Below are 26,809 nucleotides of genomic sequence, written 5' to 3' on the forward strand. Positions count from 1 at the left end.
CGCCGTGAACCGCCACGGCGTCCGCTTCGATCGTTTCCGGTCCCAACTTCCGGGAAGGACATCCGGATGAAACTCCGGACGCCTTGTCCCCGACCCGGGATCGATACCTTTAGTGGCCGGCGAGCCAGTCGCGCACCCGCGCTTCCAGACCCTCGGTCACATCGTCTTCGCCATATTCCTCGATAGCTTCGGCAAGGAAGGCGAGCACGAGAAGCGTTCTGGCCTCGTCTTCAGGTATGCCGCGGGCGCGGAGGTAGAACAGCAGATCCTCGTCAATCTGACCGCTGGTTGCGCCATGCGCGCAAATGACGTCGTCCGCGAAGATTTCAAGCTCCGGCTTGTTGGCCATTTCCGCGTCTTCGGAGAGAAGCAGCGCCTGGGTCATCATTTCGCCGTCGGTTTTCTGGGCATGCTGGGCAACGTTGATGCGGCCCTGGTAGACCCCCTTCGCACGGCCATCGAGAACCGTCTTGAAGAATTCACGGCTGTTGCAGTGAGCTACCGCATGGTCGACGATCAGTGTCTGGTCCGCCAGATCCTCATCGCGTGCCATGGTGACACCGTAAATGCCGGCATTGGAATTCTCGCCCGCGAAATTGATGAACTGCTGGTTACGTATGAACCGCGGGCCGGCAATAAATCCGAGCGATTTGAACTCGGCTTGCGCGCCGACCGTGGCAATTGAGGTGAACAGCCTGGCGGCATCCGACTGCCCGACGATCAACCGTGTCGCCACAAGCGAGGCTGTGTCGGCAACATCGTAATCGAACACCGTGTTGCTTTCGCCGTCGCCGGTTTCGCCGACGAAAGTCTCCAAAAGGCGCAGCTTCGCGCCCTTTGCGACGCTGATCTTGCTGCGGCTGACCTGCGCGCCGGCAGAAGCCGCAACGTGCACCAGTTCAACTGGCCTGGAGATTTCAGCGCCCTCTTTCACCGTCACGACAACCCCGCCCTGAACGAATGCGGTGTTGAGCGCCAGGATGCCGTCATTTGCCGCGGATTTCGGCGAGGCAAGAAGCTGCGCACCATGTGCACAGGCAAGTTCGTCGGTCAGACTGGTAACGATCACGCCTTCGCCTGCGAGCGCCTCGATATCGGAAAGCCCGGGAACAAAGGTGCCATTGGCGACGACGATCCGGAAACGCTCCAGGCCTTCAAAGGCGTCCTGACTGCCCAGAACGGTCTTGACCGCGCTTTCATCGGCAGCGGCTGCCAGCGGAGCAGCCGACTTCATGAAGGCGCGCAGGTCGGTGTATTTATATTCCTCGACACGCCGGTGCGGCAGACCCTTGTCGCGGATCTGGCTGACAGCGGCTTCCCTGAGGGCCGTAACGGCCACAGAACCGGTCAGGACACCCTTGGCGGCCTCGAAACGGTCGATCAGATCGCTCTCAGCCTGCGTGTGCTTGATTGGGACGCTTGCATTCATATCGCGTTGCTCCCTCAAGCCGCGGCGTCGACGTAGTCGGCGTAACCGTTCTTTTCCAGCTCGAGCGCCAGATCCTTGTCGCCGGTCTTGACGATCCTGCCCTTCGACAGGACATGCACGACATCGGGCACGATGTGATCCAGCAGACGCTGATAGTGGGTGATGACCACCATGGCCCGGTCCGGACCGCGCAGCTTGTTGACACCGTCAGAGACGATGCGCAGCGCATCGATGTCGAGACCGGAATCTGTTTCGTCGAGCACGCAGAGTTTCGGCTCCAGCAATGACATCTGCAGAATTTCGGCGCGCTTCTTCTCGCCGCCGGAAAAGCCGACATTGAGCGGCCGCTTCAGCATGTCCATGGACACGTTGAGATGGCCTGCCGCTTCCTTGACCCGTTTCATGAAGTCGGGAATGGAGAGCTGGGCTTCACCGCGCGCCTTGCGCTGCGCGTTCATGGCCGTTTTCAGGAATTCCATGGTGGCGACACCGGGGATCTCGATCGGATACTGAAACGCCAGGAACATGCCCGCTGCTGCGCGCTCGTCCGGCGACATGTCAAGCATGTTCTGACCGTCGAAGAGCACTTCACCCTCGGTGATCTCGTAATCGTCCTTGCCGGCGAGAACATAGGACAGGGTCGACTTGCCGGAACCGTTCGGCCCCATGATGGCATGCACTTCGCCCGCCTTGACGGTCAGATTGACGCCGCGCAGGATCTCGGTTTCGTCTTCCGCGATGCGGGCGTGCAGGTTCTTGATCTCAAGCATTGAGACATTCCTTGTAAAATCAACGGGCCCGTTCGAGCCAAATCTTGTCTTCGTTAGCCGGGCACTACCCGACGGATCCTTCCAGGCTGATCGAGATCAGCTTCTGAGCTTCGACGGCGAATTCCATCGGCAACTGCTGGATAACGTCCTTGACGAAACCGTTGACGATCAGCGCCACGGCTTCTTCCTCGGTCAGTCCACGCTGCAGGCAGTAGAACATCTGGTCGTCCGATATCTTCGAGGTGGTCGCCTCGTGTTCGAACTGGGCAGATGCGTTCTTGCTCTCGATGTAAGGCACCGTATGGGCGCCGCAATCCTGCCCGATCAGCAGAGAGTCGCACTGGGTGAAGTTACGCGCGTTCGACGCCTTGCGGTGTGCCGAAACCAGACCGCGATAGGTGTTCTGCGATTTTCCGGCGGATATGCCCTTGGAAATGATCCGGCTGGAGGAGTTCTTGCCGAGGTGGATCATCTTCGTGCCGCTGTCGATCTGCTGATAGCCGTTGGCCACCGCGATCGAATAGAATTCGCCACGGGAATTCTCGCCGCGCAAGATGCAGGACGGGTATTTCCAGGTGATCGCAGAACCGGTTTCCACCTGGGTCCAGGAGATCTTGGAATTCTTGCCGCGGCAGTCGCCCCGCTTGGTGACGAAGTTGTAGATGCCGCCCTTGCCTTCCTTGTCGCCCGGGAACCAGTTCTGGACGGTGGAATACTTGATTTCGGCATCGTCGAGGGCGACAAGTTCGACCACTGCGGCGTGGAGCTGATTTTCATCGCGCTGCGGTGCCGTGCAGCCTTCCAGGTAGGACACGTATGCGCCCTTTTCCGCGATGATCAGCGTACGTTCGAACTGGCCGGTATTCTGTTCATTGATGCGGAAGTAGGTCGACAATTCCATCGGGCAGCGCACTCCCTCGGGAACATAGACGAACGAACCGTCGGAGAAGACGGCCGAGTTCAGGGTCGCATAATAGTTGTCCGTGACCGGAACAACCGAGCCCAGATATTTCTTCACCAGGTCCGGATACTCGCGCAAGGCCTCGGAGATGGAACAGAAAATGACGCCTGCCTTCTTGAGTTCTTCCTTGAAGGTGGTCACCACGGACACGGAATCGAACACCGCATCGACCGCGACGCGGTTCTTCGGCTCCACACCCGCGAGGATTTCCTGCTCGCGAAGCGGAATACCGAGTTTCTCATAAGTCGCCAGAAGCTCCGGATCGACCTCATCGAGGCTTTTCGGGCCTTCGACGGACTTCGGTGACGCCCAGTAGTAAAGCGCGTCAAAATCGATTTTCGGATAGGAAACGCGGGCCCAGTCCGGCTCTTCCATCTGCTTGAAACGGCGCAGAGCATCCAGACGCCACTCGGTCATCCATTCCGGTTCGTTCTTCTTGGCTGACAGAAAACGGACGGTCTCTTCGGAGAGCCCCTTGGCGCCTCGTTCGGAATCGATATCCGTGACGAAGCCGTATTTATACTGGTCGACATCGATGGCTTTAACCCTGTCGATGGTTTCCTGTACAGCTGGCATACCTTGCCTCCATTCAGCGGGCGCCTTGCCCGCAACTCAAACATTCACGCAGATGTCGTGACATTCATCTGCTGTTCTTCCACCGGCGGGACCACCGCCGAATTTCGTTTTTCAGGCCGCCCTGTGGAGCGCCTGCGGATTGAGCCGCTCGACAATGCGCGGCCAGAGATCCAGTACCCTGTCGATCTCGGCCCCTGACGTGTTCCACCCCATGCTTAGGCGAAGCGCACAGCGAGCAAGGTCTTCCTCGATCCCCATTGCCGTCAGAACATGCGACACGGACACTTTTCCCGAAGAACATGCGGACCCTGACGAAAGGGATACGTTGTCGAGATCGAAAGAGATCAGCGCAGTTTCCGCCGGAACACCGGATACAGCGAAACAGCTTGTATTTTCCAGGCGATCCGCAGCTTCGCCGAAGATGACCGTTGCCGGACAAACACTTCGCAATCCGGTCTCGAGCCTGGCTTTCATCTCTGCGAGATGGCGTGTGTGTGACAGTTCGTCAAGAGCGGCCTCCGCCGCGGCGCCAAATCCGGCGATGGCCGCGACATTTTCCGTACCGCCCCGCCGCCAGTTTTCCTGTCCGCCGCCGACCATGAGGGCAGACGGGACCCGCGCAGTCGACCTGACCACAACAGCTCCGATGCCCTGGGGCCCGCCGAATTTGTGGGCCGACAAGGAGATGGCGTCCGCCTTCCAGGCCGCCATATCGATCTTCATCCTGCCTGCGGCCTGAACCGCATCGACATGAAAGAAATGGCCGTACTTCTCGGCAAGCGCCCCAATTTCCGCAAGCGGCTGAAGTACGCCGGTCTCGTTGTTGGCGGCCATGACCGAGATCAGCCCGGGATTTGCATCCTTCACGGCGTCTTCCAGTGCCTCGAGCTGAAGGCGGCCGTCCGCAGCGACGGGAACCACGACGTGGTCGGCAGTCGGGAACCGTCCTCCGGTCATAACCGAAGGATGTTCGACGGCACTGAGAAAAAGCTTGTCGAGATAAACAGGCGCGCCCCTGTCCTGCCAAACGGGAGACAATACGGTCATGTTCGCTTCTGTGCCGCCCGAAACAAATGTGACCGCCCTGCTGCCGGCGCCGCACAGACGTGCGACCTTCTCTCTCGCGGCTTCGATTCTGCCCCGTGCCTTGCGGCCGTCGCCATGCACGGAAGAGGCATTTCCGGGGTCACCAAGCGCCTCAATCATCATGTCACGCGCAGCGGTTCGCAGGGGTGCGCCCGCGTTGTAGTCGAGGTAGATCGGATCGAAACGGCGCTGCATGACACCTTTTAAGCCTGGAACGGTGCTAGGTTAGGGTCAAAAATTCGCTTATACATCAGACACATGTTCGAAAAACTTGAAATTTTTCGCTGTGATGACGATAACAGCCCCCAACCGGTCGAACCGAGTGTCGTCTGCAACTGAGTTGGCGGCGCGAACTTTCGAATAATTCTAAACAAGGTTCTAGAAACTCGGAACCAAAGAGTCAAGTTTAGTCTTACGGGAAATCACGTAACAAGACTCTGAAAATCCAGCGCCGGAAACCCGACGCGATAATTTGACAAGGACATAACGCTTCATGCCCGAAGTGATCTTCAACGGTCCCGCCGGCCGGCTCGAGGGCCGGTTCCATCCTGCTAAGAAACGCAACGCCCCTATCGCCCTGGTTCTGCACCTGCATCCCCAGTTCGGCGGCACGATGAACAACCAGATTGTTTATCAGATGTACTACATGTTCGCCCGGCGCGGGTTTGCCGTTTTGCGTTTCAATTTCCGCGGTGTCGGCCGTTCCCAGGGAACTTTCGATCACGGTCAGGGCGAATTGTCAGATGCGGCTGCCGCTCTCGACTGGGTACAGACCGTTCACACGGACGCGCGCGCCTGCTGGATCGCCGGATTTTCCTTCGGTGCCTGGATCGGCATGCAGCTGCTCATGCGCCGCCCGGAAGTGGAAGGCTTCATTTCGGTAGCCCCGCCGGCGAATCTGCATGATTTCTCCTTCCTGGCCCCCTGCCCGTCCTCCGGCCTGATCATCCACGGCGACAACGACAAGGTTGTGCCGCAGAAGGATGTCCAGACACTGGTCGACAAGCTGAAGACGCAAAAGGGTATCGTGATCGATCACGAGACTATCCCCGGCGCAAACCACTTCTTTGAGAACGATCTGGATGACCTGATGGAGCGTTGCGGAACCTATGTCGATGGGCGGCTCGGCTTGACCCCGGCGGATTACCTGAACATCGACTGATTTCCCAAGACCGCCAAGCCCGCTGTTTCAGCGGGCTTCAGACCGAAAATATGCGTTTGGTTCGTCTTCCCGGGCGCAGCGAAGCGGAGACCCGGGGCGCACTCGCAGTGCCGCTTGCTGAAGTAACTTCGATTGTTCATCGGCGGTCGCTACCTGCTTCGGGCCTGCGCGCCGTATTGTCTGTCCCGGGGGCTGTGTGTGAAGCGGCCCTGGAGACCCCCAGCAGAGCCTCTGCGAACGAGTAGGCCCCGGCTCAGCACTGCGCTTGGCGGGGTGACAGCCGAGGACGGCACTCAGCGTTTCAGTTCACTCAACAGAGTTGATGACGACCGAGAGAGATGGACTTTATCAAAAGTCTGAGCCCGCTTTTTAGGCGGGCTTTTTCTGGTCCTAGAAATGGTGGCAGGCTCGGAACTTTCCATCCTTAAATGAATGCAGAAACCGTTCAGATCTGCCGCTCTAACCCTGGAAGGGCTTCGCTCTGGGTATCCCGGGCCCGCTGTTGATCCCGTCGTCCGGACCAGCCAGTGGATCTTCCCCTTCCGCGACAACACCCTTGATCGGCGGACCACTGTAGTCTTCCGGCGGCGGTACGGTTGAGGCGAGTTTGCAGTTGGTCAGCCAGATGTCGTAGACGGGATGTTCCACCGCATGAAGCCCCGGGCTCGCAGCATACATCCAGCCGGAAAAGATGCGCCGGACTTCATTGTTAAGCGTGATTTCGTCTACCTGAACAAAGCCGGTCGTCAGTGGAGATTCGGTTTGGGGACGCGTGTGGCAGACCCGCGGCGTCACCTGCAGAGCACCGAACTGGACCGTTTCACCGATATAGACATCAAAGGAAATGATGCGGCCGGTGATCTTGTCGAGACCGGAAAAGACGGCAACGGGATTTTCGATTTTTTCCGCATATGCGGTCGCGGTCACCGTCATCACGGCAGCCGCCGCGAAACCCAGCCTCTTCAGAATGCGCATTGCCGCTTTCATTGTCTCACACAAGTCAGCCATCAACCTCATACAGATTCGATGCCGCCAGAGCACATCGAAGTTCCCGCTAGCACCGAAATGCGGCCCGGAAAAGACAAGTTCTCATTTCCCGGACCGCCTGGTTCTCGTTCAGCCGATTTCGGCGAGCCGCTTCTGGGCGATCCGGACCTTGTCCAGTTTTTCGCCTGCCTCGGCCGCCTTTTCGCGCTCGCCCTCGACAACCTCGTCCGGAGCCTTTTCGACGAACTTGGGGTTGGAGAGCTTTTTCTCGATCCTGGAGATCTCGGACTCCAGCTTACCGGCTTCCTTGTCGAGACGCGCCTTTTCCGCACCGAGGTCGATCACGCCGGCCAGGGGCAGGCATACCGTCGCCTCGCCGACGATCAGCTGTGCCGAACCGGCCGGGGCGGCGTCCGCAAGGTCAACGGTTTCGGCGCGCGCAAGGCGCAGGATGGCCGACTTGTGCGTATCCAGGCGGGCCCGGGTCTGGTCGTTCGCTCCGACGACAACGACGGACACCTTGGCGCCGGCCGGAACGTTCATCTCGGCGCGGACAGACCTGATCTCGGAAATCAGGGAGACCAGCCAGTTGATCTCGGCGGCGGCCACTTCGTCGGAAATCCGCGCTTCCGGCCAGGAACTGAGCATCAGCAATTTGCCGGCACCGGAACCGCCCTCGCCGAGCCGTTCCCAGAGTTCTTCCGTCAGGAACGGCATGAACGGGTGCAGGACCTTGAGGATTTCGTCCATGGCCCAGGCAGCCGTCGCCCTGGTTTCCGCCTTCGCGGCCTCGTCCTCTCCGTTGAAGACCGGCTTGGCGAGTTCCAGGAACCAGTCGCAGAATGTGTTCCAGGTGAACCGGTAGACGGCGCCGGCCGCGTCGTTGAAGCGGTAGTCCGAAAGCGCAGCGGTCACCTCGGAGATGCATCTCCCGGTTTCCGTGGCGATCCAGCGGTTCAGCGTGTGCGCCGTCGTGGCGGGATCGAAGCCTTCCACACGGGCGCAGCCGTTCATTTCGGCGAAGCGGGCCGCATTCCAGAGCTTGGTGGCGAAGCGCTGGCCGCCTTCGGCCGCCTGATCGGACATCCGCAACGTCCGGCGCGACTGGACCTCCTGGCTGGCAAGCGCAAACCGGGTTGCATCGGCGCCGTAGCTGTCGATCAGGTCGAGCGGGTCGAGAACGTTGCCGAGAGATTTCGACATCTTCTTCCCGTTCTTGTCGACCACGATCGAGTTGATGTAGACGGTGTGGAACGGCACCTCGTGCATGAAGTGGATGCCCTGCATCATCATGCGGGCAACCCAGAAGAAGATGATGTCGAATCCCGTGATCAGGACATCGGTCTTGTAATAGCGCTCCAGCTCCGGCGTCTTGTTCGGCCAGCCGAGGGTTGAAAACGGCCAGAGCGCGGACGAAAACCAGGTGTCCAGGACATCCTCGTCCCTGGTCAGGGCCTTGCCTCCGGCCTTCGCAATCGCCTCTTCCTCGGTCTGCGCGCAATATTCGTTGCCGTCTTCGTCATACCAGACCGGGATCTGGTGCCCCCACCAGAGCTGGCGCGAGATGCACCAGGGCTGGATGTCGTTCAGCCAGTTGTAATAGGTCTTGTCCCAGTTGCCCGGTACGAATTTGGTGTCGCCGTCCTGAACCGCCTTCAGGGCCGGTGCAGCGAGCGTCTTGGCATCGACGAACCACTGGTCGGTCAGCATGGGTTCGATGACAACCTTCGAACGGTCGCCATAGGGCTGCATGATCTTCTTGGATTCGACCAGCGGCAGCTCGGACGGGGCCTCGGCATCGTCCTCGAGCGGCCGGACGATCGCCCGGCCAAGGGGATGCCATTCCGGCGCCTGCCCCTTCATCCAGGCCACCTCCGGATGGTCGGCCGGGACCATGACCGCGAGACCTTCGGCGGTGATCTGCTCGATGACGCGCTTGCGTGCCTCATAGCGGTCCAGGCCGCGCAGGTCGTCCGGCACGATGTTGATGAGGTCGATCTCGTTGATCGTCATCTCGGCGCCGTCAAGGATCGTCTGCGCCTTGCCGGCTTCCTCCTCATAGGGCGCACCGTCCGCGCGCAACGCTCCCGTCGTATCCATCAGACGATACATCGGAATCTTGTTACGCTGCGCGACGCCATAATCGTTGAAGTCATGCGCACCGGTAATCTTGACCGCGCCGGAACCGAATTCCGGATCGGGATATTCATCGGTGATGATCGGGATCAGGCGCCGCTGGGCCTTCGGGCCGACCGGGATCTCGCACAGCTTGCCGATGATCGACCGGTAGCGCTCGTCACCCGGATGAACGGCGACCGCGCCATCGCCGAGCATGGTCTCCGGGCGTGTCGTGGCGATGGAGATATAGTCGCGGGTCTCGCGCAGGATGACGTTTCCGTCCTCGTCCTTCTCGACATATTCGTAGGTTTCGCCGCCGGCCAGCGGATACTTGAAGTGCCACATGTGACCGTCGGTCTCGATATTCTCGACTTCCAGGTCCGAAATCGCGGTCTCGAACTTCGGGTCCCAGTTCACGAGTCGCTTGGACTTGTAGATCAGGCCTTCATTGTAGAGATCGACGAAAACCTTCAGGACCGCAGCCGAAAGGTTTGGCGACATGGTGAACTCGGTCCGGCTCCAGTCGCAGGAGGCCCCGAGACGCTTCAGCTGGCCGAGGATCGTCCCCTCGGATTTGCGCTTCTGCTCCCAGACCCGCTCGACGAAAGCCTCGCGTCCCATCTCGCGGCGTCCGGGCTGCTGGTTTTCCATCAGTTCGCGCTCGACGACCATTTGCGTCGCGATGCCCGCGTGATCGGTCCCCGGCTGCCACAGAACGTCAAAGCCCTGCATGCGCTTCCAGCGGATCAGGATGTCCTGAAGCGTGTTGTTGAGAGCGTGCCCCATGTGAAGCGAGCCGGTCACGTTCGGCGGCGGAATTACGATGGTGAAGGCGGGTGCCCCCTCCTTTGCACCGGCCCCGGCCTTGAAGGCTTCGGCCTTTTCCCAGGTTTCGTAAATCCGCGGCTCAACGCTGGCCGCATCGTAGGTCTTATCCAGCATCAGGGTCACTCAATGGGAGGATGAATCTCGGTATTCGTGAGCCATCGTGTAAATCGGATGCGTCGGCGCAAGTCAACCGGGTAAACCCGTGAAACCATCGGTGAAGCCTCACTGCACGCCGCGAAAGTGGCTGTTTGCATGTCCGGGCGGGTGTCCGGCATGGTCCGGCAAGGCTCAGTTCGCGTGAATTCCTGTCCCGAGGCAACTCCCGGCTTGGGTAGCGTTCAGTTTCCTGCAATAAGGTCCCCATGAGTATCTCGCTGCGCCCGCATCACCTTCTCTGTCTGCTGACTTATCTCGGCAAAGGTTACACGGTGGATTTCGTGCGCAACTACGACCGGATCGTGGAGAGGCTGAACGCAGGGGAGCCGTTGCGTCTCGTCAGCGGTCCGGATGACATCTGCCAGCCGATGCTCAAGGAAGAGACCTGTCACTGCAACAATAGCAGCGTTGTGGAGCGAGACCGGCTTGCGGCAGCCGAGATCTCCGATGTTCTGGGTTGCGATCTTGAAACCGCCGGGAGCCTGTCGCTGAACAGGAAGCGGGTTCGCGATCTCAGGGAAGCCTTTCAGGCCGGGGCGATCCGCTCCGCCTGCGCCGGTTGCGAATGGCACCTGCTTTGCAGCGCTATTTCACGGGACGGCTTCAAGGACTGCCGGCTTGCAGCTCCCTGATCGAAAAATTCCACATCAGAACGCAAACGCCGAATGACTTCGGATTTTCTGAAAGTGCTGGAGATCCCTAACCAGCTGCCGAAATCTAGCGGCGGCGTGTGACGCGCTGAATTTCCTTCTGAATCATCTGCTCCACCATCGGAGGCAGATTCTGGTCCAGCCAGGCTTTCAACATCGGACGCAACATGTCCTTGACGAGCTCTTCTACGGTCTGCGCCTGCGAGCCGACAAACATGTTGGTCAGATTGTCGAACGCCGCGTGAACAGCATCTCCGGTATTGTCCGATGTCAGTGGGGCTTCATCCGCAACGACCGGCAGGTCGTCCGGTATCGGCATTGTCGCAATCACCGGAGCTGGTTCGGGCGCAGCCTCTGGTTCGGGCTCCGGCTCGGGTTCAGGCTCGGCAAACGACACGTCGCTTTCCGGGCTGTCGAAATCCTCCGCAAGACCCTCCACCATTTCCAACGGTTCTTCGTCGGGAACCGCGAGCTCTTCCGTCAGTTCAAGGACATCTTCATCAATCTCATCCGGAACGGGGTCGGGGTCGGGGTCGGCTTCTGCTTCCGCTTCTGCCTCAGCGTCGGCTTCCATGGCCGCGGCCATGTCGTCCAGATCTTCATCTTCAGCAATATCTTCAACGTCGCCGTCCATGTCGAACAGCTTGTCGAGATCATCCTGGGACATTTCGGAGGCATCGCCCATATCGTTAGCCGCCTCTTCTGCAACCGGTGTTTCATTTTCTTTGCTGACTTCGGCTTCGCCTGCGTCAGCACCCTGGGAGTCCTCGTCGGATATGATCCGGCGGATCGATGCGAGGATCTCCTCCATCGACGGCTCTTCAGCCTTTTTCGCCTGTGCCATGACTTCCCCCGTACTTTTCGGCTACGCGACGGAACACCCAGTTTTATCTGAATGATTCGTTAACCGGAATTATGCGGGTCAACCATAAACGCGCAAAGCGAGCGGACTGCCAACAAGCGTCTTTTCCCCTTTTTAGTCGGAAAATACTCGCCTGCAGTGGAACCATGCTGTTCGTTTCAGGTCAACATGAGCCAAATTACCGATATTTTCATCAGCAAAGCAAAAAAGCAGCCACAGAATATCGTTCTGTGACTGCCATAATGCAGTAGAGAGGTTACTTTGATCTTACCTACCGTCAGGCGTGCGCCAGCCGTACCACTGGTCGCGGACCGCCCTGTAGTGTTTGGATGGATCGTAACGCGCGACACTGAGGCTGAGGGATTCAGCATCGAGACGGCCGACTGCGGCAACCAGCTGATAACCGCCAATGATGCGGTTTCTCTGCGCAGTTACCAGATTGGACTGCTGGCTCACCAGTTCCCGCTGTGCATCGAGAACGTCCAGGGTCGTCCTCTGACCGACGCGCTGTTCCTCAATTACCCCTTCAAGAGCAAGTTGCTGTGCCTCGACGGCAGCCTGCGCGGCGACAATCGAAGCTTCGGCGGCCTGATAGTTCCCCCAAGCGGAAATAACATTGGCGCGGACCTGATCGCGGGTCACATCCAGCAACAGCCGGGTCTGACCCAGATCTTCCTTCGCCTGACGGATCTGCGATGACACACTGCCGCCCTGATAAAGGGGAATGGTGACGTTTCCGAAAATCTGCGCGTTGTCGCTGAGGTCCGTGCTCGAGGACGGGTTCCAAGTGCGGGTAAAGCTGCCATCCAGAGTGACCTGGGGCATCAAATCGCCTTCGATCGTCTTGATGTTGAAAACCGCCGCGTCGACCTGATGCTGCGCCTGACGGATCAGCGGCTGCCTGGTTTCGCTGGCCTGGAGCGCTTCTTCAAGAGAAGTTGGGACATAACGGCTGATTGTCGTGTTCGCGGACAATCTGTTGGCCTCGATACCGATGACCTGCCGATATACGGCGCGGCTGGTGTTCAGATTCGCAAGCGCGGTGTTCAGGCTTGCACGGGCTTCGGCGGCCCGGGCTTCTGCCTGACTGACATCGGTGCGGGTGCCTTCACCCACATCAAACCGGTCCCTGGCGGCACGGACCTGCTCCTGAAGGAATTTCAGGTCGCTGCGCTGAAGCGATACAAGCGCGGTGTCACGGATCACATCGACGTAGGCACTGGCCGCGTCAAGGAGCGTGTCCTGCTCGGTCGCCATCAGGCTTTCACGTTGCGCACGGACAAGCGATTCCGCCTGACGGGTTGAGTTGACCGTCCTGAAGCCGTTGAAAACAATCTGGCTGATCGACAACGAAATCGACGAATTGTTGTAATAGGAACTGGAGCCGTCAACGTCGGAAGCTATCCGCCCGGCCGAACCGGACGCCGAGACCGTCGGACGCCAGCCGGACAACGCCTGCGGAACGCCTTCGTCAACGCTGCGCAGCTGCGCGCGGGCGGCATTCAGGGATGGGTTGTTGGTGTAAGCCAGCGCCAGAGCATCTGAAATGGATTCAGCATACGCAGTCGAATAGGCCGCCCCGGTCAATGCGCTGGCGGAGACGCCCCCCAACAGGACCAACGCGATGGCCACAATTTTAAAAGTTGAACGACCAGACACTCCACACTCCTTCCGGACCAACCATCTTGATTAAGTTGAGTAAACTGATGAGTGTTTTTCTTCAACCGTTTGAACCGGATAAATTTGGAAAATACGCAAGTGCGGCTTCTGGGCAACAAGTTTCTGCCCGATGCGGGGCGTGCGGATGATTTGCAATCAAATTGCCCAGCTGAAAGCACCCGGGACCAATCCGCTTTCCAAAGAGATCACAGACAGCCGAAAAAGATTTTTCATTGTCAATTCAGTGCAGTCGCGCATATCGGCCGCACTCGTTGAAGCACAATGAGTGTCCCAATCGCACCGTAGGCCGCAGTGTCGCCTCAGAAGACGAAATCTTCGGCTTTCTCGAAACCCGGCAAAGGGCTGACGGCGGCGTTGAAGCCGAAACGGCTGCTGACCGCATTACCGGATCTCTGGTAAAGCTTTGCAGCCCCGGCGCCGCCACGGCCTTCGATAACCGCAAGGCGGCCATCAGGCTTCAACTGGTCCGTCAGGGCTGCAGGCAGAACGTCGACGGCGCCGTCCACAAGGATCACGTCGTACGGACCTTCACCGGCAAAGCCTTTCACCAGCGAACCTTCCACAACAACAGCGTTTTCGATCCCCAGATCGACAAGAACTTCTGTGGCGGTCTTGGCAAGATCGGCGTTTTCTTCCAACGCAACAACGGAGGCCGCAAGTCTCGATACCACCGCGGCGCTGTAACCGGTTCCGGCCCCGACGACCAGCACAACATCGTTTTCACGTATATCGGCGAGTTGCACGAGCTTGCCGAAGATATGCGGTTTCATGAGCACCCTGCCCGTTTCGCCGCTGCCAATGGGAAGGTCTTCGTCAATATAGGCGACGACCTTTTTGGAGGCCGGCACGAAGCGCTCCCGGGGGATAAGCTCCATCGCATCAAGGATCCGGTGATCGGTCACATCATTGGTGCGCAGCTGGTTGTCCACCATCTTGCGGCGGGACTGGCTAAAGTCCGTCATATCGGCCCTCACTTTGACTTGCCGGGTATCCGGCGCCTCTTGAGAAACGTTCATTAACGAGGCAGAAGCTGCCTGACAAGCATCTCCTGCATCGCTTTGGCGGAAGTCCCCGGTTTCTGCCGGGTTTTCGTTACCGGTAGACTGAAATTCGGCAATCCCTCCTTGCAGTGGTGGAAATCCGTAATGCCCCTAATTCAGGACTTGACCAAATCGTGCAACTGTTTGATAAGGCGCGACACACCACCCTGGGGCCCTGTGGCGGAGTGGTTACGCAGTGGATTGCAAATCCATGCACACCGGTTCGATTCCGGTCGGGGCCTCCATTTTCCCGCCTTTTTGATCTCCCTACCGCCTGTGTTCCCGACAACGGGGCAGTCACTGTACCGTCAGGGAGTGTGGCCGTTTCCTCATCCTCACGATAGCGTCTCCGGTGTTGGTTCGACAGCGGGGAATATTTACGAGCACCACAGGTGGAAAGCGCATATTGGACATGCGTGTCCACGCAACGAACCGTGAGCGGACAGTAGCGAGTGATGGGCCTTTGACCCCATCCGCATTTCTCCTGCCTTGACGCGGCGCGCGCGAAACCGGGATGCTCATCTGATGAACGAGCCCAGTTTCAGCATCGGTGTCGAAGAGGAATATCTTCTTGTCGACACGGCAACGCGCGATTTGGCGAGGTCCCCGCCGGCGGAGTTGTTCACGGCGTGTGAAACGGCGCTGAAGGATCAGGTCAGCCCCGAATTCCTGAAGTGCCAGATCGAGGTCGGCACACCGGTCTGCGAGACCCTGGCTGAAGTGCGCGGCGAACTGGCCGGTTTTCGCAGGACTGTCGCCAGCGAAGCAGCCGTCTTCGGCCTGGCCCCAATCGCCGCCTCCACGCATCCCTTTGCCGAATGGACTGACCAGGCGCATACCGACAAGGAGCGCTACAATGAAATTGCCAAAAGCCTGCAGGTCGTCGCCAAGCGCATGGTGATCTGCGGCATGCATGTGCATGTGGGGATAGAAGACGAGGAATTGCGGATCGAGCTGTTCAACCAGCTTGCATATTTCCTGCCCCATCTTCTGGCCCTGAGCACTTCCTCCCCCTTCTGGCGCGGCCGCAAGACAGGACTGAAGTCCTACCGGCTATCGGTTTTCAACGAGATGCCCCGGACCGGTTTGCCTCCCGCATTCGAGAGCCATTCCAACTACCGGCATACGGTCGATATCCTCACCCGTGCCGGTGTCCTCGAGGATGCAACCAAGATCTGGTGGGATTTACGGCCTTCGGACCGTTTTCCCACACTTGAAATGCGGATCACGGATGTCTGCCCGCTGCTGGACGATGCCGTTGCTATCGCTGCTCTCTACCGGTGCCTGTGCCGAATGCTCTATCGGCTACGCAGGGCCAATCTCAGCTGGCGGCGCTATTCCCGTTTCCTGCTGGCGGAAAACCGCTGGCAGGCCCAAAGATACGGTACGGCGGCCAGGCTGATCGATTTCGGCCGCAACGAAACCTCTCCCTTCAAGGACATGGTCGGCGAGCTTGTCGAACTGGTGATGCCGGATGCGGTCCACTTCGGTTGCGAGCAGGAATTGGACCATATCCGCGCCATCACTTCCAGAGGCACATCCGCGGACAGACAGCTGGCTCTGGCGGAAGGCGTCGCGGAAGATGCCGCCGTTCCGAAGGACAGGCTCGACAGGATCGTCGATCATCTGGTGCGCGAAACCCAATCGTGCCTTTGACAGTTCAGCGCTCACGCCAAACCAGGCCATATCAGGACTGACGTCCGGGTGTTCCATGCGCCTTCAGGTGAAAGTAGTCCTGCGCGCCCGTCAGTACGAGCCCGAATTCATCGATTTCGCAAATCAGCGCATCGGCGGATCGCGACAGCCCGGACCTGGGCCGCAGGCACCGCTTCGCCTCGATAAGCGTGCCCCTCGCCTCACCCAATACCGCCAGGACCGCAGCCCTGTCGAAATCGTTCGGCGATCGGCTGCGGCCAGCGGTCATTTTAAACTCCAAGAATGGTTAGAGGCTCTTTGTTCCTATTTTGTTCTTTTCTGATTTCAAGCCGGTTCTGTCAATCGGCAGATCTGACAAGACGGTGTCGTTTCCGGCGGTGACCTTGCCTGCCAAATCGGATAAGCCTCTCGAAAAGATTACTCCGTTTGCCTGTGAAGGCCATGAAAGGACAAATCCATGGAGCATGGCGGGGATCTGACCCTGGCAATGGAACGTTTTGGTGGCATGCGGGAGGACTGGCTGGACCTGTCGGCCGGCATCAATCCGTACAGTTATCCGCTGCCGCAGACCATTTCCTCCGGCGCCTGGACGGCTCTGCCCGAGAAAGCCTCGGAGGAACGGCTGATCGCAGCTGCCCGCCAAGCCTACATGGTGCCGGAGCATCTGGGCCTTGTTGCCGCGCCGGGCACGCAGATCCTGCTTTCGCTGCTCCCCCTGACATTGCCGGATGGCCCCGTCGCCCTCGTCTCGCCGACCTATTCCAGCCACAAGGCCGTGTGGACGCGCGAGAACCGGTCGCCAGTCGAGATCTCAAGCATCCACGCCGTCCCGGCGAACGCGAAGATCGCCGTGCTGGTCAACCCGAACAATCCGGACGGGCGCCTGGTCGATGTCAGGAGCTTGCTGGACATCGCCCGCACCCTTACGGAACGCGGGGGATATCTGGTCATCGACGAAGCATTCGCGGACGTCGTGCCGGGTGGAAGCATCCTGCCGCATCTTGGCGATGAGAACATCCTGGTTCTCAGATCCTTCGGCAAATTCTTCGGTCTCGCGGGTCTGCGGCTCGGTTTTCTCGGCGGCAACAAAGCGATTACCGGCAAGGTGGCCGAGCGGCTGGAAAGCTGGTGCCTCAGCGGACCGGCGCTGGAAATCGGCGCTGCGGCACTTCGGGACGACACCTTTCGGCAGAACATGACACGCCGGCTTGCCGATGAGATGGCCGACCTCACCCTGTCGCTCTCCGAAGCCGGCTTGAGCGTCTTTGGTGGCACGACACTCTTCGCGCTTGCCGGTCTCAGGGATGCGAAGGCGCTGCACGAGGCCCTGGCCCGCCGCCACATCTGGACACGGGTCTTCGACTATGCGCCGACCTGGATCCGCTTCGGCCTGCCCGGCGGCCCCGCGAATCTCGTGCGCCTCTCGCAAGCTCTTGCCGATGCGCAAAAAGACCTCTAACCAGCAATCATGTTGATTTATGAAAACGCGCTCTGGGTGTTGCTGGCAGCGTTGTTGCTCGATGCGGTGATCGGCGATCCGGGCTGGCTGTGGAAGCGGCTGCCCCACCCCGTCGTGTGGATCGGCAAGCTGATTTCAGTCTGCGACCGGCACTTCAACAAGACAGCCCACGATCCCTTCATCCGCAAGCTCGGTGGTGCCCTGACCCTGTTTCTTCTGGTGACAGGCAGTCTCCTGATCGGAGCCGTAATCCATGCTTTGGCCGCGAGCCTGCCGCTCGGGGAAGTCTTCACCGCGGTGATCGCTGCGGTTTTCATGGCGCTCAACAGCCTCTACCGGCATGTGGCGGCTGTGCGCGACGGACTGCAGACCGCTGGCCTTGAAGGCGGACGAAAAGCCGTTTCGATGATTGTCGGGCGGGATCCGAAACAGCTCGACGAGGCCGGTGTCTCGCGGGCGGCCATCGAATCCTGTGCGGAAAATTTCTCCGACGGTGTGGTCGCGCCGGTATTCTGGTTCGCCCTGCTCGGACTGCCGGGCCTGATCGCTTACAAGGCGGTCAACACCGCCGACAGCATGATCGGCCACAAGAACGAGGCTTACGCGGATTTCGGCTGGGCCTCCGCAAGGTTCGACGACCTGATCAATCTGCCGGCGTCCCGGCTTTCCGCCCTATTCATCGCGTTGGTTGCGCCGCTTGCACGTGGATCGATCCGCGCGAGTGTCCGGTGTACGCTGGACGATGCCGGAAAACACCGCTCTCCCAATGCCGGCTGGCCGGAAGCGGCGATGGCCGGAGCGCTGAACCTGTCCCTCGCAGGCCCGAGGATCTACCCCGGCTATACGGTCAACGACCGCTTCCTGAATGCAGCCGGACGCAGAGATGCATCGGCGGCCGATATTTCCAGTGCACTGACGATCATGCTCGGCGCATTCGCGTTGCAAACGGTTTTCGTGGCGGTTCTTGCGATTGTTTTCACGCTATAGAAAGCAGCCGGCTATCCCGCCCGCGCAATCTGCAGTATTTTCTCCACATCCAGCGCCTGTTCCAGGTGGGCCGCCAGATCGTCGAGGATCAGGTCGATGCTGCGGTCGTAGGCGACACTCGAGCTTGCACCGAAGTCCGACAGGTAGGCCGCGCGAAAGGCATCATTCGTGAAGAGGCCGTGGACATAGGTTCCCGACACAAGGCCATCGGCGGAGACAGCGCCGTCCGGACTGTTTCCCGCAAGCTTCATCATCGGCCTGCCGCAGTCCGGTCCCGCTGTGCGTCCGACATGGATCTCGTAGCCCGAGACCGGCGCGCCGCTGGCCACATGCGTGCCGGTTGCCGCCACCGTGGATTTCTCCGGTGTCAATACGGTCTCCACGTTCAAGAAGCCGAGCCCCTCGACCGTACCAGGCGCACCTTCGATGCCATCGGGGTCTGAAATCGTCCTGCCGAGCATCTGGAAACCGCCGCAAATGCCAAGAATATGGCCGCCTCTCCGGTGATGGGCCCTCAGATCGATATCCCATCCCTGGGCGCGGAAAAACGCCAGATCGCCAATGGTCGACTTCGATCCGGGCAGCAACACGACATCCGCATCGCCCGGCAAAGGATTCCCCGGCTGGATCAACTCGAGCACGACACCCGGTTCCAGGCGCAAGGGATCAAGGTCATCGAAGTTGGCGATCCGGGAGATTACCGGCACAACGATCTTCATGCCGTCACGGCCGAACCCGTCAGCCAGACCGAGCGCATCTTCGGCCGGAAGTCTGGCGGCATCGGCAAACCAGGGAACCACGCCCAGTCCCGGCCAGCCGGTGCGCGCCTCGATCTCCCGCATGCCCTCCTCGAACAGGTTGGGGTCCCCGCGAAAGCGGTTGATGAAAAATCCCCGAATGCGCTGCTGCTCCGCTGGCTCCAGAACCGCGTGGGTACCGACAACGGATGCGATCACGCCGCCACGGTCGATATCGGCACACAGCAGAACCGGCAGACCGGCGGCTTCGGCGAAGCCCATGTTGGCGATATCACCGGCTCTCAGATTGATTTCCGCCGGACTGCCGGCACCTTCCACAATCACCAGTTCCGCTTCTGAGGATGTGATTGAAAAACTCTCTATAACTTTCGGAAGAAGTTCTGCTTTCTGCCTACCGTATTCCCGAGCCCGCAAAGTACCGAAACGTTTTCCCTGAACGATAACCTGGGCGCCTGTGTCCGTTTCCGGCTTCAGCAGAACCGGATTCATGTGGACGGACATTTCCGCACGGCATCCCAACGCCTGAAGCGCCTGTGCCCGGCCGATCTCTCCCCCATCCGCGGTCACCGCCGCGTTGTTGGACATATTCTGCGGCTTGAACGGGCGCACCACGAGGCCGCGATCGGCGAACAGACGGCACAGGCCTGCCACGATCAGGCTCTTGCCCACATTGGAGCCCGTGCCCTGGATCATGACCGCCGGTGCTCTCACCAGCTTACCCGTCACCATGGACACTTTTGTCCCGGGCAGCTCCATAAGGGCGGAACTCCTCCGGCACCGGCAGATTGGCCAGACGCAGTTCGAGCAGCAGGCGAATGGAAGGGCGGACGGCGAAAAGAACCGAACCGACAAGAAACAGCCAGGTTCCCGCGTAAATCAGACTTTCGTAAAAAAAGAAGACGCTGCCGACGATAAACGCCAGCGCTGCCAGAAACTCGACAAGCGTTCGATAAAGCTCAAACCGGCGGACGATTTCCGCGTGATCTTTTGTTGCCGTTCGGCGGCTGGTATCAAAAAGTCCGCTCATATTCATTCCAACACCTTTTCGAATCTCCGGAAGGTCATTCCCCTGCGAGTCTCAATCTCGTCCGTCTCGGAATATCCAAGCGAATGGTAGAACCTTCGCGCCGTTTCCGTGCTCGTCAGCCGAGCCCTTTCCAGGCCACGGTCGCGGAAATAGTCCTCCAGTGTCCGCATAAGCATCTTGCTGATCCCCGTGCAGCGGACATCGGGCAGGACATAATTCAAGAGCACTTCCCCATCCGGCGATCCCATTGCCACCCCAAGCACCTTGCGGTGCGGGTCGACAGCGGTGAAAACACCGCCCTGCCCGTGTATCCAGTTTTCAATATTTGCCGCGGTCTTGTTCTTGAGCCAGGGCTCGTATTTTTTCGGGTTGTTGTCGTGATCGTCCGAACAGAGTTCCATAATCGAGCGGCGGAGCACAATTGCTATTTCATGAGAGTCCGCGCTGCTCGCGGCGATAATCGTAAAAGGCATATGTCCTCGGTTTGGCGATTAGAATTCAATGCCTTCCTGCGGTTTCACACCGGAGCGGAAGGGGTGCTTGATCTGCGTCATGTCGGTAACGAGATCCGCGATTTCGATCAGTTCGTCCTTGGCGTTCCGGCCGGTGATGACGACATGCACATCCTCCGGTTTTTCATTTTCCAGAAACGCTACGACTTCGGCGATATCGAGATAATCGTAGCGTAGAACGATGTTGAGCTCGTCGCACAGAACCAGCCGGTAGTCGCCGGATGTGATCATCTCCTTGGCGGCGTCCCAGGCCTGCTGCGCCGCGTCGATATCGCGCTGTCTGTCCTGGGTTTCCCAGGTAAATCCCTCACCCATGCGCTTCACGGTCACCAGATCGGAAAACCTCTCCAGCGCCATGCGTTCCCCCGTCTCGATACGTCCCTTGACGAATTGGACCACACCCACCTTGTGACCGTGCCCGAGCGAGCGGAACACCATGCCGAAGCCTGCTGTCGATTTGCCCTTTCCCTTGCCGGTATGAACGATCAGCAGGCCCTTCTCGATGGTCTTTGTGGCCATGATCTTGTCGCGCGCGGCTTTCTTCTTGCGCATCTTTTCCGCATGGCGGGCGTTCAGTTCCTCGTCGGACAGTTCCGGTTTGTCGTTATCGGCGGTCACGGCGTTTCGATCCCTTCCAGTGTTGTTTTCAGCTCGTTGAGTGCAGCATGGGTGGAATTGCGCCTCGGCGTCCAGAGGCCGCGTTCGATTGCTTCGTGAAATCTCGCCAGCATTTCCCTCAAGCCGGCCGGATTGGCCTCCTTGAGAAAATCGCGCACGGTTTCATCGTCCAGATAAGCCTCATAGAGCTGATCGAAATGATGATCGCCGACAGCACGCGTGGTGGCGGCAAAGGCAAAGAGATAGTCGAGGGTCGCCACCATCTCGAATGCGCCTTTGTAACCGTGGCGCATGACACCGGCGATCCACTTCGGATTGGCCGCCCGTCCGCGCACCACACGGCCGATCTCCTCCGACAAGGAGCGCACCACAGGGCGCTCCGGACGCGAATGGTCGTTATGATAAACCTTCGGGGCCGCGCCTTTCAGCGTTTCCACCGTTGCCGCCAATCCACCTTCGAACTGATAATAATCGTCGCTGTCGAGCAGGTCATGCTCGCGATTGTCCTGGTTGTGCAGCACCGCGTCGACCGATGTCAGGCGCGTTTCCAGCGCGGTTCTTGCCGGAGCCCCCTCGCCGCCGCCGCCATAGGCATAGCCGCCCCAGGTGAGGAAAGCCTCGGCGAAGTCGCCCCGTTCGGCCCAGATGCCTTCGTCGATCAGCGCCTGCAGTCCGGCACCGTAGGCACCCGGCCTTGAGCCGAAGATCCGATATCCTGCGCTCTGCCTGGCCTCCTGAGCATTCGCTCCGCTTTTCTCCAGCTCCCTTGCGTCCGCTTTCATGCGCGCGGCGACCGGATTGGCCGATTCAGGCTCTTCCAGCGCCCCGACGGCACGGGCGGCGCTGTCAAAGAGATCCATCTGGTGCGGAAAGGCGTCACGGAAGAAACCGGAAACACGCAGGGTGACGTCAATGCGCGGCCGCCCGAGTTCGGAGAGCTTCAGGATCTCGAACCCGGTGACCCGGCCCGATCCCTGTTCCCAGACAGGACGCGCGCCGATGAGCGCCAGAGCCTGGGCGATGTCATCGCCGCCGGTGCGCATGTTCGCCGTGCCCCAACAGGTCAGCACCAGCGACGCCGGCCATGCGCCTTCTTCCTGGAAATAGCGCTCGGCCACCAGATTCGCCGATTGCTGCCCCAGCCGCCATGCAGTCTCGGTCGGCACGGCGCGGACATCGACGGAGTAGAAATTCCTGCCGGTCGGGAGAACATCGGGACGTCCGCGTGAAGGCGCGCCGGATGGGCCCGGTTCGATAAATCCGCCCTCGAGCGCCGTCAGAACAGCGGCGGTCTCCGCGTTTCCCGATCCTGTCACCGCCGGGCGCAGGTGTTCGGCGATCTCCTTCAGGACGGCATGAACTCTCTGCCACTCCGCAGGTGCCGTCCTGTCGCCCGCGATCAGATCGCGCGCCAACAACTCAAGGCGTTCCACCGTATCCCCATTGGAGCGCCAGGGAGCGTCGGTCATCGCCAGCAACAGATCCGGCGTCGGTCCTTTCCAGCCTTCGGAAAAATCGCAATCGAGGGGATCGAAAGCTCCAAAGCCGAGATCATTCGCAAGCGCCCGCTGAAGACTTTCCTGCGGCAGCGCCTTGCCTCTTGGAACGCGCACCAGCGCAGCCAGAAGATCCGTCAGCAGGTCGCCATCCGGGCTTGACCCGAGAATGTGCAGGCCGTCGCGGATCTGGAGTTCCTTCAGGTCGCACAGATGAGCGTCGAGCCGCGCCAGACGGGTCTCCTCGTCCATCGCCTCGTCGAGACCGATATCCTTGTCGAGCCCGTGCCGGACGGCGGCATCGAGAATTTCCCGCGTCAACGCCTTCAGGCGGCGCGGGTCGACGCCGCTTGCCAGATAATATTCGTCCAGCAAGGTCTCCAGCTCTTCCGCCGCACCATGACTTTCGGCCCGGGTGAGCGGCGGGGTGAGATGGTCGACAATGACAGCTGAGGTTCGGCGTTTCGCCTGTGCGCCCTCGCCCGGATCATTGACGATGAAGGGATAGATGTTGGGAACGGGCCCAAGGACCGCTTCCGGAAAACAGGCTTCGGACAGCGCCAGAGCCTTGCCCGGCAGCCATTCCAGATTGCCGTGCTTGCCCAGATGAACAACCGCATGTACGCCGAATTGATCCTTCAGCCAGATGTAGAAGGCGAAATAGTGATGCGGCGGCACCAAAGCCGGGTCGTGATAGGTTTCTTTCGGGTCGATATTGTAGCCGCGCGCAGGCTGAATGCCGACCATCTGCCCGCCGAAGCGGTGCAGCGCCAGGCGGAATTCCCCGCCCGTAACATGAGGATCGTCTTCAGGCTCGCCCCAGCGCTCCTGAACCGCGGATTTCACTTTCTCCGGCAATCTCGCGAACGCTTGCCGGTAATCGTCCATCGGCAGAGCCTGAAAGCAGTCTCTCGTCTCGCGGCCGTCCATCGCATTGGTTACACCGGACGTCAGGATGTCCATGAGTGCGGCGGATGTTTCCGGCGCGTTGCCGACGTCGTAGCCGGCGCCCCCCATAGCCGCCAGAAGCGACACGCAAGAAGCGGGTGTGTCCAGTCCGACGCCGTTGGCAAGACGCCCGTCCCGGTTGGGGTAATTGGCCAGGATCAGCGCTGTTTTCTTGTCTCCGGCACCCAGATGTCCCAGCTTCGCCCAGCCTGAGGCCAGATCCGCGACAAAGCGTATTCGATCCGGAACCGGCGTGAACTTCACCGGTGTGGACTGGGTCGCAGCGTCGAAAACGCCTTCTTCCTTGAAGGAGACCGCCCGCGTCAGGATGCGGCCGTCGATCTCCGGCAGGACAACATGCATGGCAAGATCGCGGATCGACAGACCCTGGTCGCTGTCCTCCCAGCCCTCGCGGGACGATGAGGAAAACACCACCTGCAGCACTGGTTTTCCGGGCCGGTCCAGCGGTGTCGGTTGATGGGCTATCCCCGCTTTTGAGACAGCGAAAGCTGTGCCGTTCAGAACAACATCCGGCGGCGCACCCTCAAACAGGCTTTCCAGCACGGCGATGGATTCGGCTTCCTTGAGGCTGGAGACGAAGACCGGAAGCGCGTTGACGCCGGCCCGGTCCAGTTCCTCGACAAGTGCGTCGATGGGCGCCGTTTGCGCTCCCTGCACGAGGGCGCGGTAAAAGGTGATCGCCGCAACGGGCCGCACCGGATCGCGCCAGGTGGCCTTCAGCGCCGTCAGATCAGGAGCCGCATGGCCGGGCAAATGGATGCCGGCGCGTGGCAAAGGCACGGGATGAGCAGGCTCGTCGGTCTTTTCCAGCAGGAAAGCCGCGAACCGCAACGCATTGGCGTAGTTTTCCGCCCCGCCCTCGACGCAATAGCGCCAGAACCGGTGCACCACTTCCGCCGGACGCGTCGACCGGCCGGTCAGTTCCTCGTCCCATTTGTCGTCACCGGGGATGACGATCAGGTCGATGCCGTTCGCGCGGACCTCCTCCTCAATGCGTTCCAGACCGTAGCGCCAATATTCCACGCCACCCAGAATGCGCAGGATGACCAGTTTCGAGCCGCGCACGGTCTGTTCGGCATAGAGATCGACCGAATAGGGGTGCGACAGGGCCATCAGGTTCGCAAGCCGCAGTCCGGCCCGCTCCTCATTCAGCCCCGCGTGAGCTGCGGCGAAGCTGCCGAGTTCCGTATCGGCAGCGGACAAGAACAGGACATCGGCCGGCGACTGGCCGAGATCGACCGCGTCGCCGCCGTCATCGATACGGCGCGTCTGGCTGGCGAGAATGTGCATCTAGGCTTTCACGCGATCCATGAGTGCGTCAGGCATCATCGTTCAGGCCGCCGCTTTCAGACCGCCCAGCAGACCGCGCACAGCCTCCAGGTCCAACCCCTTGAGGCCGATCACGACGAGTTTTCCGGAGCTTTCCGCGCCTGCGGCGAACCAGGTTTCCACACGCGGGCCGACCGCCTGCACCATAGCCGCAGCCGCCTTGCCGTCGATCAGCACTGCCCCCTTGATCCGCAGCACCCCATTCAACGCCATCGCCTCCAGCACCCTGGCTTCCGCCGTCTTCAGGCTGTCGAAAGCAGCGACTTCCAGAACATGGCTTTCGAAATCGTCGTGATGGTGATGGTCGTGATGATCGTGGTGGTGGTCATCATGGTTATGATCGTCATGATCATGATCGTGGTCGTCATCGTGGTGATGGTGATGCTCGTGACGCGACGCCATATCGTCCTCGGCGGCGGAGCCGCGGCCGAGCAGCACTTCGATCGGCAAGGTGCCCTTTTCCGAAGCCACGATATGCACCGCCGGGCGCACGTCGGCGGCGATCTTTTCCTGCACGTCTTTCAGCGCCTCGGCCGACACCAGGTCGGCCTTGTTGAGAACGACCAGATCCGCGCAGCGCAACTGGTCCTGGAAAAGCTCCTCCACCGGGCTTTCGTGATCCAGTGCATCGTCTGCGGCGCGCTGGGCCTCCAGGGCCGCCTGGTCGAGCACGATCCGGCCTTCGGCAAGAGCAGCCGCATCCAGGACGGTCACCACACCATCGACGGTCACCTTCGATTTGACGCTCGGCCAGGAAAAGGCCCTGACAAGCGGCTGCGGAAGCGCGAGACCGGAGGTTTCGATGACGATATGCTCGGGCGGCGTGTCGCGGGACAGCAGCATTTCCATAGTCGGCAGAAAATCGTCGGCAACCGTGCAGCAGATGCAGCCGTTTGTGAGTTCCACCACCTCCTCAGCCGCACAATCCGGATCGGCGCAGCCGTTCATCAGCGAACCGTCGAAGCCCATGTCTCCGAATTCATTGACGATCAGCGCGATTCGCCGGCCGTCGGCGTTCTGCAACAGGTTGCGGATCAGCGTTGTCTTGCCCGCCCCCAGGAACCCGGTGACGATGGTTGCCGGGATCTTGCGGCCCGGCTGCATGGACGAAGTGGTCATAATCGAATTTCCGGTTGAAGGTTGGGTTTCAAAAGGGTCGGCAGGCCGGCGGCGACAAACACCACCTGCCGGCAAACCTGCGCCATATCCTGGTTGAGGCGTCCCTGCGCATCGCGGAACGACCTTGAAAGACGGTTCTCCGGCACAATGCCCATGCCGACCTCGTTCGACACGAAGACGCACGGCCCTTGAAGGTCTGCGACGGTCTGGCAGAGTTCGGCGGTTTCGGCGGCGATGTCTTTTTCGGCGAAGGTCAGATTGGACAGCCACAGGGTCAGACAGTCCACAAGAACGACCCTGCCCGGTTGGCATTCCCGCAGGAGGACGTTTTTCAGATCAAGCTGTTCTTCGAAAGTGGTCCAGGCAGGCCCGCGCCGGGTGCGGTGATCGCCAATCCGCTCCGCCATCTCCGAATCGAAGGCGGCAGCCGTTGCGACATAGATCTTCTCAAGGCCGGATTTTTCCGCCAGGTCTTCCGCGAACCGGCTTTTTCCGGAGCGGGCGCCGCCAAGAACGAGCGTGGCACCAGGGCCGTCTGCTTGCGTCATACAGTCTCCCCGCCGTCCGCCCGACA

The 26,809-nt window shown here is 60.1% G+C and carries 22 protein-coding genes and 1 tRNA gene; 6 read left to right on the top strand and 17 right to left on the bottom strand.

Going from position 1 to position 26,809, the window contains the following annotated elements:
- Positions 1-109: 109 nt before the first annotated feature.
- From sufD to OA90_RS13145, 4 genes are all read right to left on the bottom strand, one after another.
- Positions 110-1,429 (bottom strand): Fe-S cluster assembly protein SufD, encoded by a 1,320-nt coding sequence (sufD, locus tag OA90_RS13130; RefSeq protein WP_068412054.1) that lies wholly within the window; start codon positions 1,427-1,429, stop codon positions 110-112.
- A gap of 14 nt (positions 1,430-1,443) precedes the next feature.
- Positions 1,444-2,199 carry a Fe-S cluster assembly ATPase SufC gene (gene sufC, locus OA90_RS13135; RefSeq protein ID WP_068412057.1) on the bottom strand — a complete coding sequence of 252 codons (756 nt, stop codon included), beginning with the start codon at positions 2,197-2,199 and terminating at the stop codon, positions 1,444-1,446.
- Between the two features lie 64 nt (positions 2,200-2,263).
- Entirely contained in the window at positions 2,264-3,736 is a 1,473-nt protein-coding gene (gene sufB, locus OA90_RS13140) for a Fe-S cluster assembly protein SufB (protein WP_068412060.1), read from the bottom strand.
- Between the two features lie 111 nt (positions 3,737-3,847).
- Positions 3,848-5,017 carry a cysteine desulfurase family protein gene (locus OA90_RS13145; RefSeq protein ID WP_068412063.1) on the bottom strand — a complete coding sequence of 390 codons (1,170 nt, stop codon included), beginning with the start codon at positions 5,015-5,017 and terminating at the stop codon, positions 3,848-3,850.
- Positions 5,018-5,315: 298 nt separating this feature from the next.
- On the opposite strand from OA90_RS13145, the gene OA90_RS13150 reads away from it, so the two are divergent.
- On the top strand, positions 5,316-5,984 hold the full coding sequence (locus OA90_RS13150; RefSeq protein ID WP_068412066.1) for an alpha/beta hydrolase: 669 nt from the start codon (positions 5,316-5,318) through the stop codon (positions 5,982-5,984).
- Between the two features lie 459 nt (positions 5,985-6,443).
- Here the strand turns inward: OA90_RS13150 and OA90_RS13155 are convergent, their stop codons facing one another.
- Positions 6,444-6,959, bottom strand: coding sequence for a DUF2155 domain-containing protein (locus tag OA90_RS13155; protein WP_244274611.1), 516 nt, complete (start codon positions 6,957-6,959; stop codon positions 6,444-6,446).
- Positions 6,960-7,100: 141 nt separating this feature from the next.
- Positions 7,101-10,031, bottom strand: a complete 2,931-nt coding sequence (locus OA90_RS13160) for a valine--tRNA ligase (protein ID WP_068412072.1) — start codon at positions 10,029-10,031, stop codon at positions 7,101-7,103.
- 248 nt (positions 10,032-10,279) lie between these two features.
- Between OA90_RS13160 and OA90_RS13165 the strand changes: the two genes are divergently transcribed.
- Positions 10,280-10,705: a DUF1284 domain-containing protein gene (locus tag OA90_RS13165; protein WP_068412075.1), complete on the top strand. Its 426-nt coding sequence runs from the start codon at positions 10,280-10,282 to the stop codon at positions 10,703-10,705.
- Positions 10,706-10,790: 85 nt separating this feature from the next.
- Here OA90_RS13165 and OA90_RS13170 read toward each other — a convergent pair whose 3' ends face one another.
- The 3 genes from OA90_RS13170 to OA90_RS13180 form a co-directional block, all read right to left on the bottom strand.
- Positions 10,791-11,567: a DUF2497 domain-containing protein gene (locus tag OA90_RS13170; protein WP_068412078.1), complete on the bottom strand. Its 777-nt coding sequence runs from the start codon at positions 11,565-11,567 to the stop codon at positions 10,791-10,793.
- 285 nt (positions 11,568-11,852) lie between these two features.
- Positions 11,853-13,244 (bottom strand): TolC family outer membrane protein, encoded by a 1,392-nt coding sequence (locus OA90_RS13175; protein WP_244274613.1) that lies wholly within the window; start codon positions 13,242-13,244, stop codon positions 11,853-11,855.
- Between the two features lie 320 nt (positions 13,245-13,564).
- Positions 13,565-14,227, bottom strand: a complete 663-nt coding sequence (locus OA90_RS13180; RefSeq protein WP_068412378.1) for a protein-L-isoaspartate O-methyltransferase — start codon at positions 14,225-14,227, stop codon at positions 13,565-13,567.
- 249 nt (positions 14,228-14,476) lie between these two features.
- Between OA90_RS13180 and OA90_RS13185 the strand changes: the two genes are divergently transcribed.
- Both OA90_RS13185 and OA90_RS13190 read left to right on the top strand, forming a co-directional pair.
- Positions 14,477-14,550: transfer RNA gene (locus tag OA90_RS13185), tRNA-Cys, on the top strand.
- Between the two features lie 280 nt (positions 14,551-14,830).
- Positions 14,831-15,961, top strand: coding sequence for a carboxylate-amine ligase (locus OA90_RS13190; RefSeq protein ID WP_068412093.1), 1,131 nt, complete (start codon positions 14,831-14,833; stop codon positions 15,959-15,961).
- Between the two features lie 31 nt (positions 15,962-15,992).
- Here OA90_RS13190 and OA90_RS13195 read toward each other — a convergent pair whose 3' ends face one another.
- A complete protein-coding gene (locus OA90_RS13195) occupies positions 15,993-16,229 on the bottom strand; it encodes a hypothetical protein (protein WP_068412095.1) in 237 nt (78 codons plus the stop codon).
- Between the two features lie 189 nt (positions 16,230-16,418).
- Here OA90_RS13195 and cobD point away from each other — a divergent pair, with 189 nt between their 5' ends.
- Both cobD and cbiB read left to right on the top strand, forming a co-directional pair.
- A complete protein-coding gene (gene cobD, locus OA90_RS13200; protein ID WP_068412097.1) occupies positions 16,419-17,420 on the top strand; it encodes a threonine-phosphate decarboxylase CobD in 1,002 nt (333 codons plus the stop codon).
- A 9-nt stretch (positions 17,421-17,429) separates the two neighbouring features.
- Positions 17,430-18,407, top strand: coding sequence for an adenosylcobinamide-phosphate synthase CbiB (gene cbiB / locus OA90_RS13205; RefSeq protein WP_068412098.1), 978 nt, complete (start codon positions 17,430-17,432; stop codon positions 18,405-18,407).
- 11 nt (positions 18,408-18,418) lie between these two features.
- Here cbiB and OA90_RS13210 read toward each other — a convergent pair whose 3' ends face one another.
- The 7 genes from OA90_RS13210 to cobU are packed head-to-tail and all read right to left on the bottom strand — an operon-like array spanning position 18,419 to position 26,783.
- Positions 18,419-19,894 carry a cobyric acid synthase gene (locus tag OA90_RS13210; RefSeq protein ID WP_068412100.1) on the bottom strand — a complete coding sequence of 492 codons (1,476 nt, stop codon included), beginning with the start codon at positions 19,892-19,894 and terminating at the stop codon, positions 18,419-18,421.
- On the bottom strand, positions 19,881-20,192 hold the full coding sequence (locus OA90_RS13215) for a YrhK family protein (RefSeq protein ID WP_082837029.1): 312 nt from the start codon (positions 20,190-20,192) through the stop codon (positions 19,881-19,883). Before OA90_RS13215 ends, OA90_RS13210 begins: the two co-directional genes overlap by 14 nt.
- Before the next feature lie 2 nt (positions 20,193-20,194).
- On the bottom strand, positions 20,195-20,665 hold the full coding sequence (locus OA90_RS13220) for a GNAT family N-acetyltransferase (protein ID WP_082837021.1): 471 nt from the start codon (positions 20,663-20,665) through the stop codon (positions 20,195-20,197).
- 18 nt (positions 20,666-20,683) lie between these two features.
- Entirely contained in the window at positions 20,684-21,322 is a 639-nt protein-coding gene (cobO, locus tag OA90_RS13225) for a cob(I)yrinic acid a,c-diamide adenosyltransferase (protein ID WP_068412109.1), read from the bottom strand.
- Positions 21,319-25,077: a cobaltochelatase subunit CobN gene (cobN, locus tag OA90_RS13230; RefSeq protein WP_068412112.1), complete on the bottom strand. Its 3,759-nt coding sequence runs from the start codon at positions 25,075-25,077 to the stop codon at positions 21,319-21,321. Before cobN ends, cobO begins: the two co-directional genes overlap by 4 nt.
- A 42-nt stretch (positions 25,078-25,119) precedes the next feature.
- Positions 25,120-26,235, bottom strand: coding sequence for a cobalamin biosynthesis protein CobW (gene cobW, locus OA90_RS13235; protein WP_068412114.1), 1,116 nt, complete (start codon positions 26,233-26,235; stop codon positions 25,120-25,122).
- On the bottom strand, positions 26,232-26,783 hold the full coding sequence (cobU, locus tag OA90_RS13240; RefSeq protein WP_068412117.1) for a bifunctional adenosylcobinamide kinase/adenosylcobinamide-phosphate guanylyltransferase: 552 nt from the start codon (positions 26,781-26,783) through the stop codon (positions 26,232-26,234). Before cobU ends, cobW begins: the two co-directional genes overlap by 4 nt.
- Positions 26,784-26,809 lie beyond the last annotated feature (26 nt).

Origin of the sequence: Labrenzia sp. OB1, assembly GCF_001624695.1 — a bacterium.
Lineage (GTDB): Bacteria > Pseudomonadota > Alphaproteobacteria > Rhizobiales > Stappiaceae > Roseibium.

Excerpts from the sequence above, each read along its gene's own strand:
- cobD (WP_068412097.1), top strand. The coding sequence starts at position 16,419 with ATGGAGCATGGCGGGGATCTGACCCTGGCAATGGAACGTTTTGGTGGC.
- cobN (WP_068412112.1), bottom strand. The coding sequence starts at position 25,077 with ATGCACATTCTCGCCAGCCAGACGCGCCGTATCGATGACGGCGGCGAC.
- OA90_RS13150 (WP_068412066.1), top strand. The coding sequence starts at position 5,316 with ATGCCCGAAGTGATCTTCAACGGTCCCGCCGGCCGGCTCGAGGGCCGG.
- OA90_RS13145 (WP_068412063.1), bottom strand. The coding sequence starts at position 5,017 with ATGCAGCGCCGTTTCGATCCGATCTACCTCGACTACAACGCGGGCGCA.
- OA90_RS13170 (WP_068412078.1), bottom strand. The coding sequence starts at position 11,567 with ATGGCACAGGCGAAAAAGGCTGAAGAGCCGTCGATGGAGGAGATCCTC.
- cobW (WP_068412114.1), bottom strand. The coding sequence starts at position 26,235 with ATGACCACTTCGTCCATGCAGCCGGGCCGCAAGATCCCGGCAACCATC.
- OA90_RS13215 (WP_082837029.1), bottom strand. The coding sequence starts at position 20,192 with ATGAGCGGACTTTTTGATACCAGCCGCCGAACGGCAACAAAAGATCAC.
- sufD (WP_068412054.1), bottom strand. The coding sequence starts at position 1,429 with ATGAATGCAAGCGTCCCAATCAAGCACACGCAGGCTGAGAGCGATCTG.
- OA90_RS13195 (WP_068412095.1), bottom strand. The coding sequence starts at position 16,229 with ATGACCGCTGGCCGCAGCCGATCGCCGAACGATTTCGACAGGGCTGCG.
- sufC (WP_068412057.1), bottom strand. The coding sequence starts at position 2,199 with ATGCTTGAGATCAAGAACCTGCACGCCCGCATCGCGGAAGACGAAACC.
- OA90_RS13220 (WP_082837021.1), bottom strand. The coding sequence starts at position 20,665 with ATGCCTTTTACGATTATCGCCGCGAGCAGCGCGGACTCTCATGAAATA.
- sufB (WP_068412060.1), bottom strand. The coding sequence starts at position 3,736 with ATGCCAGCTGTACAGGAAACCATCGACAGGGTTAAAGCCATCGATGTC.
- OA90_RS13180 (WP_068412378.1), bottom strand. The coding sequence starts at position 14,227 with ATGACGGACTTTAGCCAGTCCCGCCGCAAGATGGTGGACAACCAGCTG.
- OA90_RS13210 (WP_068412100.1), bottom strand. The coding sequence starts at position 19,894 with ATGGTGACGGGTAAGCTGGTGAGAGCACCGGCGGTCATGATCCAGGGC.
- OA90_RS13160 (WP_068412072.1), bottom strand. The coding sequence starts at position 10,031 with ATGCTGGATAAGACCTACGATGCGGCCAGCGTTGAGCCGCGGATTTAC.
- OA90_RS13165 (WP_068412075.1), top strand. The coding sequence starts at position 10,280 with ATGAGTATCTCGCTGCGCCCGCATCACCTTCTCTGTCTGCTGACTTAT.
- OA90_RS13190 (WP_068412093.1), top strand. The coding sequence starts at position 14,831 with ATGAACGAGCCCAGTTTCAGCATCGGTGTCGAAGAGGAATATCTTCTT.
- cobU (WP_068412117.1), bottom strand. The coding sequence starts at position 26,783 with ATGACGCAAGCAGACGGCCCTGGTGCCACGCTCGTTCTTGGCGGCGCC.
- cbiB (WP_068412098.1), top strand. The coding sequence starts at position 17,430 with ATGTTGATTTATGAAAACGCGCTCTGGGTGTTGCTGGCAGCGTTGTTG.
- OA90_RS13155 (WP_244274611.1), bottom strand. The coding sequence starts at position 6,959 with ATGCGCATTCTGAAGAGGCTGGGTTTCGCGGCGGCTGCCGTGATGACG.